At 73.0% G+C, this 14,598-nt stretch carries 14 protein-coding genes and 1 pseudogene; 9 read left to right on the top strand and 6 right to left on the bottom strand.

From position 1 onward, the window contains the following. The first annotated feature begins 315 nt into the window (after positions 1-315). The 3 genes from AB0G35_RS17465 to AB0G35_RS17455 are packed head-to-tail and all read left to right on the top strand — an operon-like array spanning position 316 to position 4,578. A complete protein-coding gene (locus AB0G35_RS17465; protein ID WP_360949578.1) occupies positions 316-1,149 on the top strand; it encodes a M55 family metallopeptidase in 834 nt (277 codons plus the stop codon). After that, complete coding sequence (locus AB0G35_RS17460; protein WP_360949469.1) at positions 1,142-2,503, top strand: M20/M25/M40 family metallo-hydrolase; 1,362 nt, start codon at positions 1,142-1,144, stop codon at positions 2,501-2,503. The genes AB0G35_RS17465 and AB0G35_RS17460 overlap by 8 nt, the downstream gene beginning before the upstream one ends. A 44-nt stretch (positions 2,504-2,547) precedes the next feature. Continuing rightward, the gene (locus tag AB0G35_RS17455) at positions 2,548-4,578 is read left to right on the top strand and encodes a prolyl oligopeptidase family serine peptidase (protein ID WP_360949467.1); all 2,031 of its coding nucleotides are present in this window, start codon (positions 2,548-2,550) and stop codon (positions 4,576-4,578) included. 345 nt (positions 4,579-4,923) lie between these two features. Here the strand turns inward: AB0G35_RS17455 and AB0G35_RS17450 are convergent, their stop codons facing one another. The 3 genes from AB0G35_RS17450 to AB0G35_RS17440 form a co-directional block, all read right to left on the bottom strand. Beyond that, positions 4,924-5,118, bottom strand: coding sequence for a ferredoxin (locus AB0G35_RS17450; RefSeq protein WP_360949465.1), 195 nt, complete (start codon positions 5,116-5,118; stop codon positions 4,924-4,926). Between the two features lie 35 nt (positions 5,119-5,153). Continuing rightward, complete coding sequence (locus AB0G35_RS17445) at positions 5,154-6,341, bottom strand: cytochrome P450 (RefSeq protein ID WP_360949463.1); 1,188 nt, start codon at positions 6,339-6,341, stop codon at positions 5,154-5,156. 196 nt (positions 6,342-6,537) lie between these two features. After that, the gene (locus tag AB0G35_RS17440) at positions 6,538-7,137 is read right to left on the bottom strand and encodes a TetR/AcrR family transcriptional regulator (RefSeq protein ID WP_360949461.1); all 600 of its coding nucleotides are present in this window, start codon (positions 7,135-7,137) and stop codon (positions 6,538-6,540) included. Positions 7,138-7,188: 51 nt separating this feature from the next. Here AB0G35_RS17440 and AB0G35_RS17435 point away from each other — a divergent pair, with 51 nt between their 5' ends. Next, complete coding sequence (locus AB0G35_RS17435) at positions 7,189-8,085, top strand: DUF2867 domain-containing protein (RefSeq protein WP_360949459.1); 897 nt, start codon at positions 7,189-7,191, stop codon at positions 8,083-8,085. 7 nt (positions 8,086-8,092) lie between these two features. On the opposite strand, the gene AB0G35_RS17430 is transcribed toward AB0G35_RS17435, so the two are convergent. After that, the gene (locus AB0G35_RS17430; RefSeq protein WP_360949457.1) at positions 8,093-8,230 is read right to left on the bottom strand and encodes a hypothetical protein; all 138 of its coding nucleotides are present in this window, start codon (positions 8,228-8,230) and stop codon (positions 8,093-8,095) included. 127 nt (positions 8,231-8,357) lie between these two features. Between AB0G35_RS17430 and AB0G35_RS17425 the strand changes: the two genes are divergently transcribed. The 5 genes and pseudogenes from AB0G35_RS17425 to AB0G35_RS17405 all read left to right on the top strand — a co-directional run bounded on the left by AB0G35_RS17425 (position 8,358) and on the right by AB0G35_RS17405 (position 13,201). Further along, positions 8,358-8,927, top strand: a complete 570-nt coding sequence (locus AB0G35_RS17425) for a sigma-70 family RNA polymerase sigma factor (RefSeq protein ID WP_360949455.1) — start codon at positions 8,358-8,360, stop codon at positions 8,925-8,927. A gap of 159 nt (positions 8,928-9,086) precedes the next feature. Continuing rightward, positions 9,087-9,326, top strand: coding sequence for a hypothetical protein (locus AB0G35_RS17420; RefSeq protein ID WP_360949453.1), 240 nt, complete (start codon positions 9,087-9,089; stop codon positions 9,324-9,326). A gap of 279 nt (positions 9,327-9,605) precedes the next feature. Next, complete coding sequence (locus AB0G35_RS17415) at positions 9,606-10,181, top strand: GNAT family protein (protein WP_360949451.1); 576 nt, start codon at positions 9,606-9,608, stop codon at positions 10,179-10,181. Between the two features lie 223 nt (positions 10,182-10,404). Continuing rightward, positions 10,405-12,179, top strand: a pseudogene (locus tag AB0G35_RS17410) (DUF5107 domain-containing protein). Between the two features lie 98 nt (positions 12,180-12,277). Continuing rightward, positions 12,278-13,201: an NADP-dependent oxidoreductase gene (locus AB0G35_RS17405; protein WP_360949449.1), complete on the top strand. Its 924-nt coding sequence runs from the start codon at positions 12,278-12,280 to the stop codon at positions 13,199-13,201. Between the two features lie 71 nt (positions 13,202-13,272). On the opposite strand, the gene AB0G35_RS17400 is transcribed toward AB0G35_RS17405, so the two are convergent. Both AB0G35_RS17400 and AB0G35_RS17395 read right to left on the bottom strand, forming a co-directional pair. Next, on the bottom strand, positions 13,273-13,632 hold the full coding sequence (locus tag AB0G35_RS17400; RefSeq protein ID WP_360949447.1) for a VOC family protein: 360 nt from the start codon (positions 13,630-13,632) through the stop codon (positions 13,273-13,275). A 55-nt stretch (positions 13,633-13,687) separates the two neighbouring features. Next, positions 13,688-14,503 carry a class I SAM-dependent methyltransferase gene (locus tag AB0G35_RS17395; RefSeq protein ID WP_360949445.1) on the bottom strand — a complete coding sequence of 272 codons (816 nt, stop codon included), beginning with the start codon at positions 14,501-14,503 and terminating at the stop codon, positions 13,688-13,690. Between the last annotated feature and the right edge of the window lie 95 nt (positions 14,504-14,598).

The raw sequence follows: 14,598 nt of genomic DNA, 5'->3' as shown, positions 1-14,598 counted from the left end.
GTTCGGGACGTTCTATCCCACCGGGCAGGGGGTGTCGGCGGCTGACAGAAGTCCGTCGGAACTCCATCGGAATTCTGGCGGATGCCCTTCCGCTTTGCGACAGAAACTGTGTGGAATACGGTGCCACACGAGCGCTCCCGAGTCACACGCGCTTTCTCCCGGGGCAGCAGGTGTTGCGGCCAACTCGGCGGTCCTGGAGGGTGCCGGACGAGGCGTCATGCGCCACCGGGCGCGTTCGAGGCCTCGAAACCGTTGTGAACGAGTGATGACGAAAATCGTGCATACCGCCTGCTGCCTGCGATAGGACTGGTGACCGTGAAGATCCTGATCTCCGCCGACATGGAGGGCGCCACCGGTGTGACCTGGCCGGCCGACGTGCTGCCGGGCAAGCCGCAGTGGGAACGCTGCCGCCACCTGTTCACCTCCGACGTCAACGCGGCGATCGCCGGATTCTTCGACGGCGGTGCCGATGAGGTGCTGGTCAACGAGGCCCACTGGTCGATGCGCAACCTCCTGCTGGAGAAGCTCGACGACCGGGCGCAGCTGCTCACCGGCCGGCACAAGTCGCTCAGCATGGTCGAGGGCGTCCAGCACGGCGACGTCGACGGCATCGCCTTCGTCGGCTACCACACCGGGGCGGGCACCGAAGGCGTCCTCGCCCACACCTACCTCGCCAACACCCTCACCGGCGTCTGGGTCGACGGCACCCGCGCCAGCGAGGGCTACCTCAACTCCCTCGTCGTCGCCGAGTACGGCGTGCCCGTCGTCCTGGTCACCGGCGACGACCGCACCTGCCAGGACGCCCAGGGGTACGCCCCGCAGGCGCCCGCGGTGGCCGTCAAGGACTACGTCTCGCGCTACGCCGCGGTCTGCCGGCCACCGGCCCGTACGGCCGCCGACATCCGGGCCGCGGCCGCCAAGGGCGCGGCGCTGGCGAGCCGTCACGAACCTGCCCGCCGGGGGCCCTTCCGCGTCGAGTTGGAGTTCGACGCGGAGCATCTGGTGGGTGCCGCGACCTGCGTACCCGGCGTGGAGCGCAGCGCGGAGCGCCGCGTCGCGTATACCGGTCAGAACATGTACGAAGCCATCCGGTGCTTCAAGGCGGTCACCACCGTCGTGTCGTCCGCCGTGGAGGAAGAATATGGCTGAGAAGGCAGAGCAAGAGGGCGCCGCGGGTCACCGGGCCGGGGTGGACCGGCAGGCGCTGGACGAGGTGGTGCGGTTCACCTCCGACCTGATCCGGATCGACACCAGCAACGCCGGCGACGGCACCTGCCGGGAGCGCCCCGCCGCCGAGTACGTCGCCGAGCAACTGGCCGGCGCCGGCATCGAACCGACCCTGCTGGAACGCACCCGGGGCCGCACCAACGTCGTCGCCCGCATCGAGGGCACCGACCCCGCGGCCGACGCACTGCTGGTCCACGGCCATCTCGACGTGGTCCCCGCCGAACCCGCCGACTGGGCCGTGCCCCCGTTCTCCGGCGAGGTTGTCGACGACGTGGTCTGGGGCCGCGGCGCCATCGACATGAAGAACATGGACGCGATGGTGCTCGCGGCCGTACGGCACTGGGCGCGCACCGGCGTCCGGCCGCGCCGCGACATCGTGCTGGCCTTCACCGCCGACGAGGAGGCCAGCGCCGAGGACGGCTCGGGCTTCCTCGCCGACCGGCACGCCGGGCTGTTCGCGGGCTGCACCGAAGGCATCAGCGAATCCGGGGCGTTCACCTTCCACGCGGGCGGCGGGATGCAGCTGTACCCCATCGCGGCGGGGGAGCGGGGCACGGCCTGGCTCAAGCTGACCGCCCGCGGGCGGGCCGGGCACGGCTCGAAGGTCAACCACGAGAACGCGGTCAGCCGGCTGGCCGCCGCGGTGGCCCGGATCGGCGCGCACCCATGGCCGGTCCGGCTCACCCCGACCGTACGGGCCGCGCTGCGCGAACTGGTCGCCCTGCACGGCCTGAACGCCGACATCGACGCGCCGGACTGCGATGTCGACGCCCTCCTCGGCACGCTCGGCCCGTCCGCCAAGCTCGTCGAACCGACCGTCCGCAACAGCGCCAACCCCACGATGCTGGCCGCCGGTTACAAGGTCAATGTGATCCCCGGCTCCGCCGTGGCCCATATCGACGGCCGGGTCGTCCCCGGCGGCGAGGCGGAGTTCGGCGCCACCATGGACGAGCTGACCGGCCCCGAGGCGGACTGGGAGTACCACCACCGCGAGGTCGCCCTGCAGGCCCCGGTGGACGCGCCGACGTACGCCGCGATGCGGGCCGCCGTCGAGCGCTTCGACCCGGACGGCCATGTCGTCCCGTACTGCATGTCCGGCGGCACGGACGCCAAGCAGTTCTCCCGGCTGGGCATCACCGGATACGGTTTCTCGCCGCTGAAGCTCCCCGAGGGCTTCGACTACCAGGCGCTCTTCCACGGCGTGGACGAGCGCGTACCGGTCGGGGGACTGCACTTCGGTGTCCGGGTCCTCGACCACTTCCTGCGCGCGGCCTGACCGGCCCGCGCCACGCCCGACCGGTGGAGGAGAGGATCCGCACCATGGTGACCACGGCCCCTTACGGCACCTGGCCGTCCCCGATGGATGCCCGGACGGTCGCCGCGCACGACGGCCGGCCGGCCTTCGTCGGCGTGGTCGGCGACGAGGTGTGGTGGACCGCGCCGCGCCCCGCCGAGGGCGGCCGCCGGGCGCTGGTCCGGCGGCGGCCGGACGGCACCGAGGAGACGGTGCTGCCCGCGCCGTGGAACGTCCGCAGCCGGGTGCTGGAGTACGGCGGGCTGCCCTGGGCCGGTACGGTCACCGAGCGCGGCCCGCTGATCGTGTTCTGCCACTTCGCCGACCAGCGGCTGTACGCCTACGAACCGGACGGCGGCCGGGAGCCCCGCCCGCTCACCCCCCTGTCCGATGTGGGGCAGGGCCTGCGCTGGGTCGATCCGGTGCTGCGCCCGGAGCTGGGCGAGGTGTGGTGCGTGCTGGAGGAGTTCACCGGCGACGGGCCGACGGACGTGCGGCGGGTGATCGCGGCCGTGCCGCTCGACGGCTCGGCGGCCGGACAGCGGGAATCCGTACGGGAGTTGAGCGACGACCGGCACCGGTTCGTGACCGGCCCGCGGATCTCGCCGGACGGCGGCAGGGCGGCCTGGCTCGCCTGGGACCACCCGCAGATGCCCTGGGACGGCACGCTGTTGATGCTCGCCGAGGTCACCGGCAAGGGCGAGTTCACCGGCATCCGGCCGCTGGCCGGCGACCCCGGCCCGACCGCACCGGACGGCGGCGCGGCCGGCGAGTCCGTGGTGCAGGTCGAATGGGACGCCGACGGCTCGCTGCTGTGCGTCTCGGACAGCGGCGGCTGGTGGGAGCTGATGCGCATCGAGCCCGGCGGGGGTGAGGACGACGGGGCGGGGGCGCGCCGCCGCCTGTGCCCCGGACGGGAGGAGGAGTTCGGCGGCCCGCTGTGGAACGTCGGCGAGCGCTGGTTCCTGCCCCTGGAGAACGGCACCCTCGCGGTGCTGCACGGCCGCGGCGCCCTGACGCTGGGCATCCTCGATCCGGTCAGCGGCGACCTCGTCGACACCGCCGGCCCCTGGACGGAGTGGGCACCCGCGCTCGCCGTGCACGGCAGCCGGGTCGTCGGCATCGCGGCCGGTCCGGACCGCTCGTACGAGGTCGTCGAGCTGGACACCTGCACCGGACGCGCCCGGGCGATCGCCTGCCGGCACACCGACGTCGTGGACCCCGCCTACTACCCGCGGCCGCGGCACCGCACCTTCACCGGACCCGACGGACGGGAGGTGCACGCCCACATCCACCCGCCGCACCACCCCGAACTCACCGCGCCCGACGGCGAGTTGCCGCCCTTCGTGATCTGGGCGCACGGCGGCCCCACCAGCCGCGCGCCGATGGTGCTCGACCTGGAGATCGCCTACTTCACCTCCCGGGGCATCGGCGTCGCCGAGGTCAACTACGGCGGTTCGACCGGTTACGGCCGTGCCTACCGCGAGCGGCTGCGCGGCCAGTGGGGCGTGGTCGACGTCGAGGACTGCGCGGCGGTCGCCCGGGCGCTGGCCGAGGAGGGCACCGCCGACCCCGCCCGGCTCGCCATCCGCGGCGGCAGCGCCGGCGGCTGGACCACCGCCGCCTCGCTGACCTCCACCGACCTCTACGCCTGCGGCACCATCAGCTACCCGGTCCTGGACCTGACCGACTGGGCGAACGGCGGGACCCATGACTTCGAGTCCCGGTACCTGGAGTCGCTGGTGGGCCCGCTCGCCGAGGTGCCCGACCGCTACCGCGAGCGCTCCCCGCTGCACCGCGCGGACCGGATCACCGCGCCGTTCCTGCTGCTCCAGGGGCTGGACGACGTCATCTGCCCGCCCGCGCAGTGCGAGCGCTTCCTCACCGCGGTGGCCGGCCGCGGCGTACCGCACGCCTACCTGGCCTTCCCCGGCGAGGGCCACGGCTTCCGCCGCGCGGAGACCCTGGTCCGCACCCTGGAGGCCGAACTCGCCCTCTACGCCCGGGTCTTCGGATTCTCGCGCGAGGACGTCCCGCCGCTGGAGCTGCGCGACTGACCGCCGGCCACGTCCGCCGTCCACCCGTCCCGGCGCCGTCCGACGTCCGCGGGACCCCTCTGGACCGGATGTCCGCGCCGGTCAGGGGCCGGCCGGTGGACGTGGCGGGCGCGCCCAGGGTGACGCTGAGCGGGCGATCGTGGGGTGAAACCGGTGGCGGTCACCAGCGCGCCCGAGGACACGGGTGTCCTCGAACTGCCGGTCACCAAAGGGGTGTTGCGGTAGCGGATGAGGTGGATGCCGTAGGGAGGGTGAAGTCGGGGCGGTACGGTGCGGGCGCGCCGCGGCCACCGGGACCGTCCGGCCGCCGCGCGTGTCCGGCGCACCGTCCGCGCGGGTGTCGGCTCAGTCGTCCGTGACCGTGATGGCCTGCACGGGGCAGGCCCGGGCGGCCTCCCGCACCAGCGGGTCGCCGGCGCCGTCCTCGCGGCCGGGGCGCACCAGGCCGTACCCGTCGTCGTCCTGGTCGAACACCCCGGGGGCGGTCAGGGCGCACTGGCCGGCGCCGATGCAGACGCCCTGGTCGATGGTGATCCGCATGCCGGACTCCTTTCGTTCGTCCGCCGTCATGGCCGCTACCAGGCCAGCGGCAGTTCGATCATGCCTTGGAGAGTGTCCCCCGGTTTGAACGGAATCTCGGCAGCCGGTACGGCGAGTCGCAGATCCGGGATCCGGGTGAACAGCGAACGCAGCGCGATCTCCAGCTCCGCGCGGGCGAGGTTCTGGCCCAGGCACTGGTGGATGCCGAAGCCGAACGCGACGTGGTGCCGGGCGGACCGTCCGAAGTCCAGCCGGTCGGGCGAGGGGTAGGCCTCCTCGTCCCGGTTGATCAGGGACGCCGGGAACAGCACACCGTCGTCGGCGCGGATCAGCCGGCCGCCGACCTCGATGTCCTCCTTCGCCACCCGCAGCAGGCCGTCGGCGATGGACAGGAACCGCAGCAGCTCCTCCACCGCGGCCGGCATCAGGCTGTCCTCGGACTTCAACCGCGCCAGCTGCTCCGGGTGTTCGAGCAGCGTGAAGACGCCGAGCGAGATCATGTTGGCGGTCGTCTCGTGGCCGGCCACCAGCAGGATCATGGCGAGCCGGACCAGCTCCTCGTGTTCCAGGGCGCCGGCCCGCAGCCGGTCCTCGATCAGCTCGTCGAGCAGTCCGTCACCCGGGCGCTTCTCCTTGTCGGCGATCAGTCCGGTGAAGTACTCCTCCAGCTCGGTCCGGGCGCCCTCCGCCTCTTCGGACGTGCGGCCGCGCAGGAGGCGGCAGGACCGCTCCTCGAAGAACTCGTGGTCGGCGTACGGGACGCCGAGCAGCGAGCAGATCACCATCGACGGGACCGGCAGCGCGAACGCGGAGACCAGCTCGGCCGGCGGGCCCTGTTCCAGCATCCGGTCGATCAGCTCGTCGACGATCCGCTGGATCTCCGGCCGCAGCGCGGCGGTCCGCTTGACGCTGAAGCTGGGGATCAGCATCCGGCGCTGGGTGTTGTGCTCCGGGTCGTCCACCCCGATCAGCGGGGTGCGGACCCGGCGGATCGCCGCGAACCGCTCGACGGGGATCGGGAAGGCCGGGTTCTGCCGGTCGGCCGACAGCCGCGGGTCGCTCAGCAGCGCCCGTGCCTCGGCGTGGCCGGTCACCGCCCATACCTTGCGGCCGTCGTAGAAGGTCACCTGTGCCAGCGGCCCGGCCTCCCGGAGCGGCTGGTAGGCGCTGGGCGGGTGGTAGGGACAGGTGCGGTCCTGGAAGTACGAAATGGCTTCGGTCACGAACTGCCTCCCGTTACGAGGGGGGTTCGAGCGCACTCGAACCACTCGCATGTGAGATGTCAACGCAACTGCGCGCCGTATTCCCCGCGCTGATCTCCACTTCATGCCTCGTGTACATGGCACGTCTACGCGCAGTTCGGCCAACTTGGTTCAAGTTCGGTCGAATTCGGTCGCAGGTGCCTCCTCTCGTCCGTCGTCACAGCGGACGCACCAGCATGTCGATCACGCCGTCCAGATAGCGCTCGCGCGCGGCCCCGTCCGGCAGGCTCCGCGGGACCGCGTGCGCGAGCTGGGTGTGCCCGAGGTAGGCGGTGTACGCCAGCAGTCCGCGGCGGCGCGCCTCCTCCTCGGCGAAGCCCAACTCCACGAAGAGTGCGGCGACGTAGCCGATCCGCCGTTCGGTGACCCGGGCCAGTGCGGCCGCGACCCGGGGCTGTGCGGCGGTCGCGAGCAGGGAGACCTCCAAGGGGTCCTCGGCGGCCCAGTTCGTGGCGTGCAGCAGCAGCCGGCGCAGCCGCTTGCCGGGATCCGGCTCGGTCTCGACCTCGGTGATCACGGCCTCCGTGCCGAGCTGCTCCCAGCGCTCCAGGGCGGCCTCGATCAGCGCCTCCCGGTTGGCGAAGTGCCAGTAGAAGCTGCCCTTGGTCGTGCCGAGCCGGGCGGCCAGCGGCTCCACGGCCACCGCCGCGAGACCGCCCTCGCCCATGGCCGCGAGTGCCGCATCGACCCAGTCCTGCGCGGTCAGCCGCTGCCGGGGAACGCCGCCGGATTCCTTCGTCCGCTGCTGTCGTGGCATGTCCATACGGTACCGTACGGTAAAACATACGCAACCGTATGGAGGTGCTCCGTGCGTACCGTCCGCGACGTCCATTCCCGCACCGTCCAGGCCCCCGCAGAGACCGTCGGCGCCCTGCTCGACCGGCTCGGCAGCGACCACGACCCGCTCTTCCCGGCGCCGGCCTGGCCGCCCATGCGCTTCGACCGCCCGCTGGGGGTCGGCGCGGACGGCGGCCACGGCTTCGTCCGCTACCGGGTCGGCGCGTACGAGCCCGGCCGCCGCATCCGCTTCGACTTCACCGACGGCAGCACCGGCCGGCACGAGATCACCGTCCGCCCGGAAGGCCCCGACCGCTGCTGTGTACAACACCTCCTGGAGGCCCGGATGCCGCTCGGGCGGCGGCTGTTGTGGTCCCTCGCGATCCGCGCGATGCACCGCACCGTCGTCGAGGAGCTCTTCGACAACATCGAACGGGCCGCCGCGGGACGGCGGATACCACCGCCCCGCCGCTCCCGGTGGGTCCGGCTGCTCCACGGCCTGGCGTGGGACCGGGCCCGGGCCGTCGCCCTGCCCGCCGCCGCACGGCTCGCCCACCGGGCCTTCCCGCGCACCGACTTCGAGGACGCCTGGCAGATGGACCTCCTGCCCGGTCTGCCGGACGCGCCGGAGGCGTGGCAGGGCGTACTGCGCGGGGCGTCCTTCCCGGTCGTCGGCCGGACGGACCAGGAGCTGCTGCTCGGCGAGAACGCCCGGCACCTCGACTTCCGCGCCTCGCTGCTGGTCGCGGACGGCACCGTCACCCTCGGCACGGTCGTCCGCATCCACAACACGGCCGGCCGGCTCTACTTCGCCGTGGTCCGCCGCGTGCACCCCTTCATGGCCCGCACGATGCTCCGCCGCATCCACCGCCGCCTGGCACTCGCCGCACCGACCGCGGCCGAGCGGGAGGCGGCGGTACGCGCCTGATCCGCGGTTACTTCTCCAGGTACGTCAGCAGGAAGGTGACCACGACGACACCGATGCCGAGGGCGGCGCCGAGCACCGGGTTGACGTAGGCGAGGTAGACGGTGAGGCCGCCGAGCGCGAGAGCGAGTGCGGTGCGAGTGTCCATACCGTCAAGTCCCGCCCGGGAGACCGGAATTTGCATCGGCCCGGTGAAAAACTTCCGGCCCCCACCGCGTCCTTACAGGGAGCCCGGGACCCCCGAGCGGTACCCGGTCAGCGGAGAGGGACGACACATGAGGCAGCTCTCAGGGGGCGGAAGCGACTCCGCGGAGTCACCCCGCCGGCTGTCCAAGGAGCGCGAGGCCGAGCTGATGGAGGCGCTGCGTACGGTCGAGCCGCGGCTGATCGCCTCGGTCACGCGGGTCACCCACGACTACCACCTGGCCCAGGACATCACCCAGGAGGTGTGCATCGCCATCTTCCAGGAGTTCCGCCGGGGCACGAGGTTCGAGAAGCCGGTCATCGTCTTCGCGACCGTGGTGGCCCGCAACAAGCTCCGGGACCACTGGCGCAAGAGCTCCTCGGGCGAGCGGCCGTACGACGAACCGCCCGAGGGCGGGCGGCGGTTCGGCCCGGACCCGGTCGCCGGCCTCGAATACCTGGAGCTGCTGGAGTCGGTGAAGGCGGCGATCGCCGACGAGCGGCAGGCGGCGATCTGGGAGCTCACCCACGTCTGGGGCCTGAAGGGGACCGAGATCGCGGAGCTGCTGGAGGTCTCCTCGGCGACGGTGAGCCGGCAGCTGGCCGCGGCCGAGACCAAGGCGAAGCTCTGGCGGGAGGACGAGGACCTGGAACCGGCGTAGCCCCGGGCCCCGGCGGCCGCAATCTCCGGCGGCCGCCGCCCGCCCACCGCCCCCGGCGCCGTCTGCCGGGCTGGATCCCGCCCCGAGGCCGTGCGCCAACGCGGCTTCAGGGTGGGACCTATCCCGCCCCAGTCCTTCACATCCGAATGGGGAGCATCCATGAGTGAACGTCAGTCCTCTCCGCACGAGAGGCTGCTGACCTACCTCCGAGAGGGGGACCGCCTCGTGCCACCGGACACCCGCAGTGCGCACGACTGGGACCTGCGATACGGGTCCCTGGCGGCGGCAGCCGACCTCTGCGGGACCACCGAACCACCGGAACCCACCGACCCCTCGCCGGCGTCCTGGTACGCCGACGGGCGCGGGTCGGGCCTCGGCCGATCGGTGGTGAACCGGTGAAGGGCGGTCGTTTACCGAGCGACCTGAGTCCGTACGCGCACGACACGGGGGGCGTGTGCGCACGGAGTTGACGGCCAGGGCACCGGCGGCGCGGCCCCACGGGGGTGGGCGGCACCGCCGGTGCCCGGAGCCGGCCCGCAGCGCGTTCCGACGAGGGCACGGCGCCGTGACAGACTGCTTGCACCGGGCAACGACGGCGTGGTGGGGACGACCCTCCGGAATGCGGGCCGCGCCCGCAATCGCTGGCCCGTACCGCACGGCCGTCCGTAGGATTTCCCGGTGACGATCAACGACCGCTACCTCGCGCGCGGGCCGCGGGTGGGCATCCGGCCCTTCACCGCCGCCGACCGGGACGAATTCACCGCCGCGGCGCGGGCCAGCGCCGAGCTGCACCACCCGTGGCTCTGTCCGCCGGCCGATGCCGCCGCCTACGACGCCTATCTGCTCAGGCTGCAGGAACCGCAGCGCGAGGGCTTCCTGATCTGCGAGCTCACCACCGGCCGGATCGCGGGCTACCTCACGATCAACAACATCGTGCACGGCGCGTTCCGCTGCGGTGCGATCGGCTACGGCGCCTTCGCGCACGCCGCGGGCCGCGGCCTGATGAGCGAGGGGCTGCGCCTCGTGCTCCATCACGCCTTCGGCCCGCTGGGCCTGCACCGGCTGGAGGTCAACGTCCAGCCGGACAACGCCTCCTCGCTCGCCCTCGTCCGGCGCGCCGGCTTCCGCCGGGAGGGGTTCTCCCCGGACTTCCTCTTCATCAACGGCGCCTGGCGCGACCACGAACGCTGGGCGATCACCAGCGAGATGGTCACGGAGACGGCCACCGGGACGGCTGCGGAAGGGACGGTGTGAGGCCGGTGCCCACCACGGACGTGACCTTTCGATGCGCTTGCATCGCACTGTTTCCTCGCACTGTTTCCGGGGCGGCACCGCACCGTTCCCGCGGGCCTCCTTTGCGTAACCCTGACCCCGCGGGCCGGAAGAAGCCCTGTTCGGACCGGCGGTGAGGCGGTTCCATGGCCAACAGGAGGCCGCCGTAGCCGAGGTGGCCGGTCCCCCCCCTTGCGAGGCAGCCGTGGCCACGAGCGTGCGACGCACCACCCTGACCCTTCCCGCCGCCCCCCTCGGTCCGGACAACCCCCTGCCCGCCCTCCAGGGCGGCCACGACCTCCACCGCGTCCGGATCCCCCCGGACGCCGGGCTGCCCGCCGACATGGCGCACCAGATCGGGTACCGGCCGCTGACCTCGATCCTGCCGGTCGCGCGGCGCGACGGATACGGCCGGGCCCGCCGCCGCACTGACCTCGACGCCCTGGTCATCGAGAACGACCGGCTGCGCGCGACCGTGCTGCCCGGTCTGGGCGGCCGGGTGTACTCCCTGTTCCACAAGTCCACCGACCGCGAACTCCGCTACCGCAACCCGGTGTTGCAGCCCGCCGCGTTCGCCCTCAACGGGGCGTGGTTCTCCGGCGGCATCGAGTGGAACATCGGCGCCACCGGCCACACCACCCTCTCCTGCGCCCCGCTGCACGCCGCCCGGGTCCCGGCGCCGGACGGCGGCGAGATGCTCCGGCTCTGGGAATGGGAGCGGCTGCGCGATCTGCCGTTCCAGGTGGACCTGTGGCTGCCGGACGGCTCCGACTTCCTCCACGTCGGCGTACGCATCCGCAATCCGCACCACCACACCGTGCCCGTCTACTGGTGGTCCAGCATCGCGGTCCCCGAGGAGGAGGGCGCCCGCGTCCTGGCGCCCGCCGACGAGGCCTGGCACTTCGGCTACGAGCGGACCCTGCGCCGGGTCCCCCTCCCCGAGTCGGACGGCGCCGACCGCACGTACCCGCTGCGCAGCGCATTCCCTGCCGACTACTTCTACGAGCTGCCCGACGGCGCCCGCCGCTGGATCAGCTCGCTCGACGCGGCCGGCCGGGGTCTGGTCCAGACGTCCACCGACGTGCTGCGCGGCCGCAAGCTCTTCCTGTGGGGTGCGGGGCGGGCCGGGCGGCGCTGGCAGCAGTGGCTCACCGAGCCGGGCACCGGCGGCTACGCCGAGATCCAGGCCGGGCTCGCCCGTACCCAGATGGAGCACGTGCCGCTGGACGCCGGCGGTGCGGTCAGCTGGCTGGAGGCGTACGGGCCGCTGGCCGCCGACCCCGTGGTGGTGCACGGCACGGACTGGACGGCGGCGCGCGAGGCGGTCGCCGCCGGACTGGAGGCGGCCCTGTCGCGGGCGGAGGTCGACGCGGCGTACGCGGCCTGGCTGCCGTACGCCGACCGGGAGCCGAAGGAATCGCTGGCCACCGGTTCGGGGTGGGTGCGCTGGAGGCGGCCCGGGCCGGTTTCGCGCTGCCCGGTACGCCGTTCGACCCGGCCACCCTCGGGCCCGAGTCCGCGGCGGGCGAACTGGCCCGGGCCGCCGACCGGTACGTACAGGCCTGCGACGCCGTGGCGGCGGCCGGCGCGGACGGTCCGGCCGCCCGTACCTGGCGCGCCGCACTGCCCGCGCTCCTCCGGGAGGCGGTGCCCGCGCTCCTGACCGCCGGCCGTACCGAGGAGGCAGCGCGGCTGCTGGCCGCGCTGCCGGAGCGCGTCGCGGCCGACGGCCGCTTCCGGTTGCTGACCGCCCGGGTGCTGCTCGCCCAGGACCGGCCGGAAGCGGCCCGGGAGGTCTTCGACGCCGGATTCGAGATCGCCGATCTGCGGGAGGGCGACGAGGTGCTCAGCGACACCTGGTTCGCGATCGCCGAGCGGCTGACCGCGGCCGGCGGGCCGGTCACCGAGGAGGTGCGCGCCAGGGCCCGGTCCGCCCATCCGCTCCCGGACCGCTACGAGTTCCGGATGCGGCCGGTGTAGCCGGCCCGCCCACGGATGCCCCGAACTCGTACGCCCGATCGAGTGAAAGTGTGTGCGGAGCTGGAATGATCCCGGACCGTCCCGTGTTGTGCCCGGTCATGAAGGCAATCAGCACAGAGCGCTACGGCGACCCCGACGTCCTCACCTACTCCGACCTCCCCGACCCGAAGGTGGCCCCGGACTCGGTCCTGGTCCGGGTCCGCGCGGCCGGGGTCAATCCCGTCGACTGGAAGAGCCTCGCGGGCTATCTGGACCCGATGCTGAACGTCCACTTCCCGCTGATTCCCGGCTGGGACGTGGCGGGTGTGGTCGAGGCGGTCGGCGCGGACGCCACCGAGTACCAGGTCGGTGACGAGGTCATCGGCTACGTCCGCAAGGACGACCTCCAGCACGGTACGTACGCCGAGCTGGTCGCCGCGCCGGTGCGGACCCTGGCGCGCAAGCCGGCCGCGCTCAGCTGGCAGCAGGCCGCAGGACTGCCGCTCGCCGGTCTGACGGCGTATCAGGCCGCCCGGCGGGTCGGCGCCAAGGCGGGCGAGACGGCCCTGGTGCACGCCGCCGCGGGCGGCGTCGGCTCGCTCGGCGTGCAGATCCTGGTCGCCCAGGGCCTCCGCGTCATCGGTACGGCCAGCGAGCGCAACCACGACTTCCTGCGGTCCCTCGGCGCCGAGCCGGTCTCCTACGGCGACGGGCTCGCCGACCGGGTGCGGGCGCTGGCGCCGGACGGCATCGACGTGGCCCTGGACTTCGTCGGCGGCGGCGTGGTGGACGTCTCGCAGGAACTGCTCAAGGACCGCGGCCGGGTGGTGTCCATCGCCGACGGCGAGGTCACGGCGAAGGGCGGCCATCTGGTGTGGGTGCGCCCGGACAGCGACGGTCTGACCGCCCTCGGCGCCCTCGCGGACGCCGGGAAGCTGACCGTGGCCGTCGACGCGGTCTACCCGCTGTCCGAGGCACCGGAGGCGCTGCGGCGGAGCATGGCGGGCCGGGCCCGCGGCAAGATCGTGCTGGAGGTGTCCTGAGAGAGCCTCATCAGGGCCCGTCCCGGGCGGTGTGCCGGCCCCGTGTGAGCAGGGCCGCCGGGGGAGTCGTGTCAGACCCCGGCGCCCTGTTTGCGGTCGACGTACTCGAAGATCGAACCGTCCGGATGACGGGCCACCACGTTCCGGCCGATCGGCGTCGGCACCGGCCCGGCGATGATGTCCGCGCCGACCGCCGTCAGGTCGGCCACCGCCTCGTCCACGTCCTCCACAGCGAGGGTCGCGGTGATCTTCCGCAGCACCGACAACTCCGCCTCGGGGCCGCTCATCAGGAAGAAGCACCCGACGGCCGCGACCGCCACACCGCCGCGCTGGAAGCGGATCGCCTCCGCGCCCGTCAGCCGTTCGTAGACACCGATCGCGGCATTGAGATCGGCGACGCACACCCGCAGCGAGGTCCCCAGAATGTCCATGTGAACCACCCTAGTTGGGCCCCCGGCCGGTACGCGATCAGTTGGCCGTGATCACTCAGACCCGGCACAGGATCTCCCCGTGCAGGATGCCGAACCAGCCGTCCTCCTCGGCGCCCCAGGCCCGCCAGGCCTCCGCGATCCGCCGCAGTTCGGCCTCCGTGGCGTGCCCGCCGTCCACCGCGTTCCGGGCGTACGCCGAGCTGACCGTGCGGTCCGCCCACAGCCCGCTCCACCAGGACCGCTCCTCCGGCGTCCGGAAACACCAGGTGCCCGTGGTGGCGGTGACCGCCTCCGGGGCGAAGCCGGCCTGCCGGGCCCAGGCGTGCAGCCGGCGTCCGGCGTCCGGCTCACCGCCGTTGGCCCGCGCCACCCGCAGGTACAGCTGCTGCCAGTCGGTCATGCCCGGGACCTCCGGGTACCAGGTCATCGCCGAGTAGTCCGCATCGCGGACGGCCACGATCCCGCCCGGCCTGGTCACCCGGCGCATCTCCCGCAGCGCCTGGACGGGGTCGCCCACGTGCTGCAGCACCTGATGGGCGTGCACCACACAGAACGTGTCATCGGGAAAGTCCAGCGCGTGGACGTCGCCGACCACGAACCGGACGTTGTCGACCCCGCGCGCGGCGGCGGTGGCGCGTGCCTGGTCCAGCACCTCCGGCGCCCGCTCCAGCCCGGTGACCTGCCCGTCCGGCACCAGCGCGGCCAGATCGGCGGTGATCGTGCCCGGACCGCAGCCGATGTCCAGCACCTGCATGTGCGGCTTCAGCGAATCCAGCAGATATCCGGCCGAGTTGGCCGCGGTGCGCCAGGTGTGGGAGCGCAGTACGGACTCGTGGTGGCCGTGCGTGTAGACGGCGGACTCCTGCGGCATGGGGGCACTCCTTCGCATGCGTCGGTGTGACACCCCCACCGTACGCGTCGGTCTCGTATCTTGAGAGAGCCGTCTCGCATTGTGGGCGAGCAGTA

The sequence above is a fragment of the Streptomyces sp. NPDC021749 genome (assembly GCF_040640655.1).
GTDB lineage: Bacteria > Actinomycetota > Actinomycetes > Streptomycetales > Streptomycetaceae > Streptomyces.
Note: the sequence above shows the minus strand (reverse complement) of the source record. Positions and strands in the feature narration are given on the sequence as shown.

What these genes read in the sequence shown, in the direction of transcription:
- AB0G35_RS17440 (WP_360949461.1), bottom strand. Translation starts at nt 7,137, where the DNA reads ATGCCACGACAGCAGCGGACGAAGGAATCCGGCGGCGTTCCCCGGCAG.
- AB0G35_RS17420 (WP_360949453.1), top strand. Translation starts at nt 9,087, where the DNA reads ATGAGTGAACGTCAGTCCTCTCCGCACGAGAGGCTGCTGACCTACCTC.
- AB0G35_RS17395 (WP_360949445.1), bottom strand. Translation starts at nt 14,503, where the DNA reads ATGCCGCAGGAGTCCGCCGTCTACACGCACGGCCACCACGAGTCCGTA.
- AB0G35_RS17460 (WP_360949469.1), top strand. Translation starts at nt 1,142, where the DNA reads ATGGCTGAGAAGGCAGAGCAAGAGGGCGCCGCGGGTCACCGGGCCGGG.
- AB0G35_RS17425 (WP_360949455.1), top strand. Translation starts at nt 8,358, where the DNA reads ATGAGGCAGCTCTCAGGGGGCGGAAGCGACTCCGCGGAGTCACCCCGC.
- AB0G35_RS17405 (WP_360949449.1), top strand. Translation starts at nt 12,278, where the DNA reads ATGAAGGCAATCAGCACAGAGCGCTACGGCGACCCCGACGTCCTCACC.
- AB0G35_RS17430 (WP_360949457.1), bottom strand. Translation starts at nt 8,230, where the DNA reads ATGGACACTCGCACCGCACTCGCTCTCGCGCTCGGCGGCCTCACCGTC.
- AB0G35_RS17400 (WP_360949447.1), bottom strand. Translation starts at nt 13,632, where the DNA reads ATGGACATTCTGGGGACCTCGCTGCGGGTGTGCGTCGCCGATCTCAAT.
- AB0G35_RS17450 (WP_360949465.1), bottom strand. Translation starts at nt 5,118, where the DNA reads ATGCGGATCACCATCGACCAGGGCGTCTGCATCGGCGCCGGCCAGTGC.
- AB0G35_RS17455 (WP_360949467.1), top strand. Translation starts at nt 2,548, where the DNA reads ATGGTGACCACGGCCCCTTACGGCACCTGGCCGTCCCCGATGGATGCC.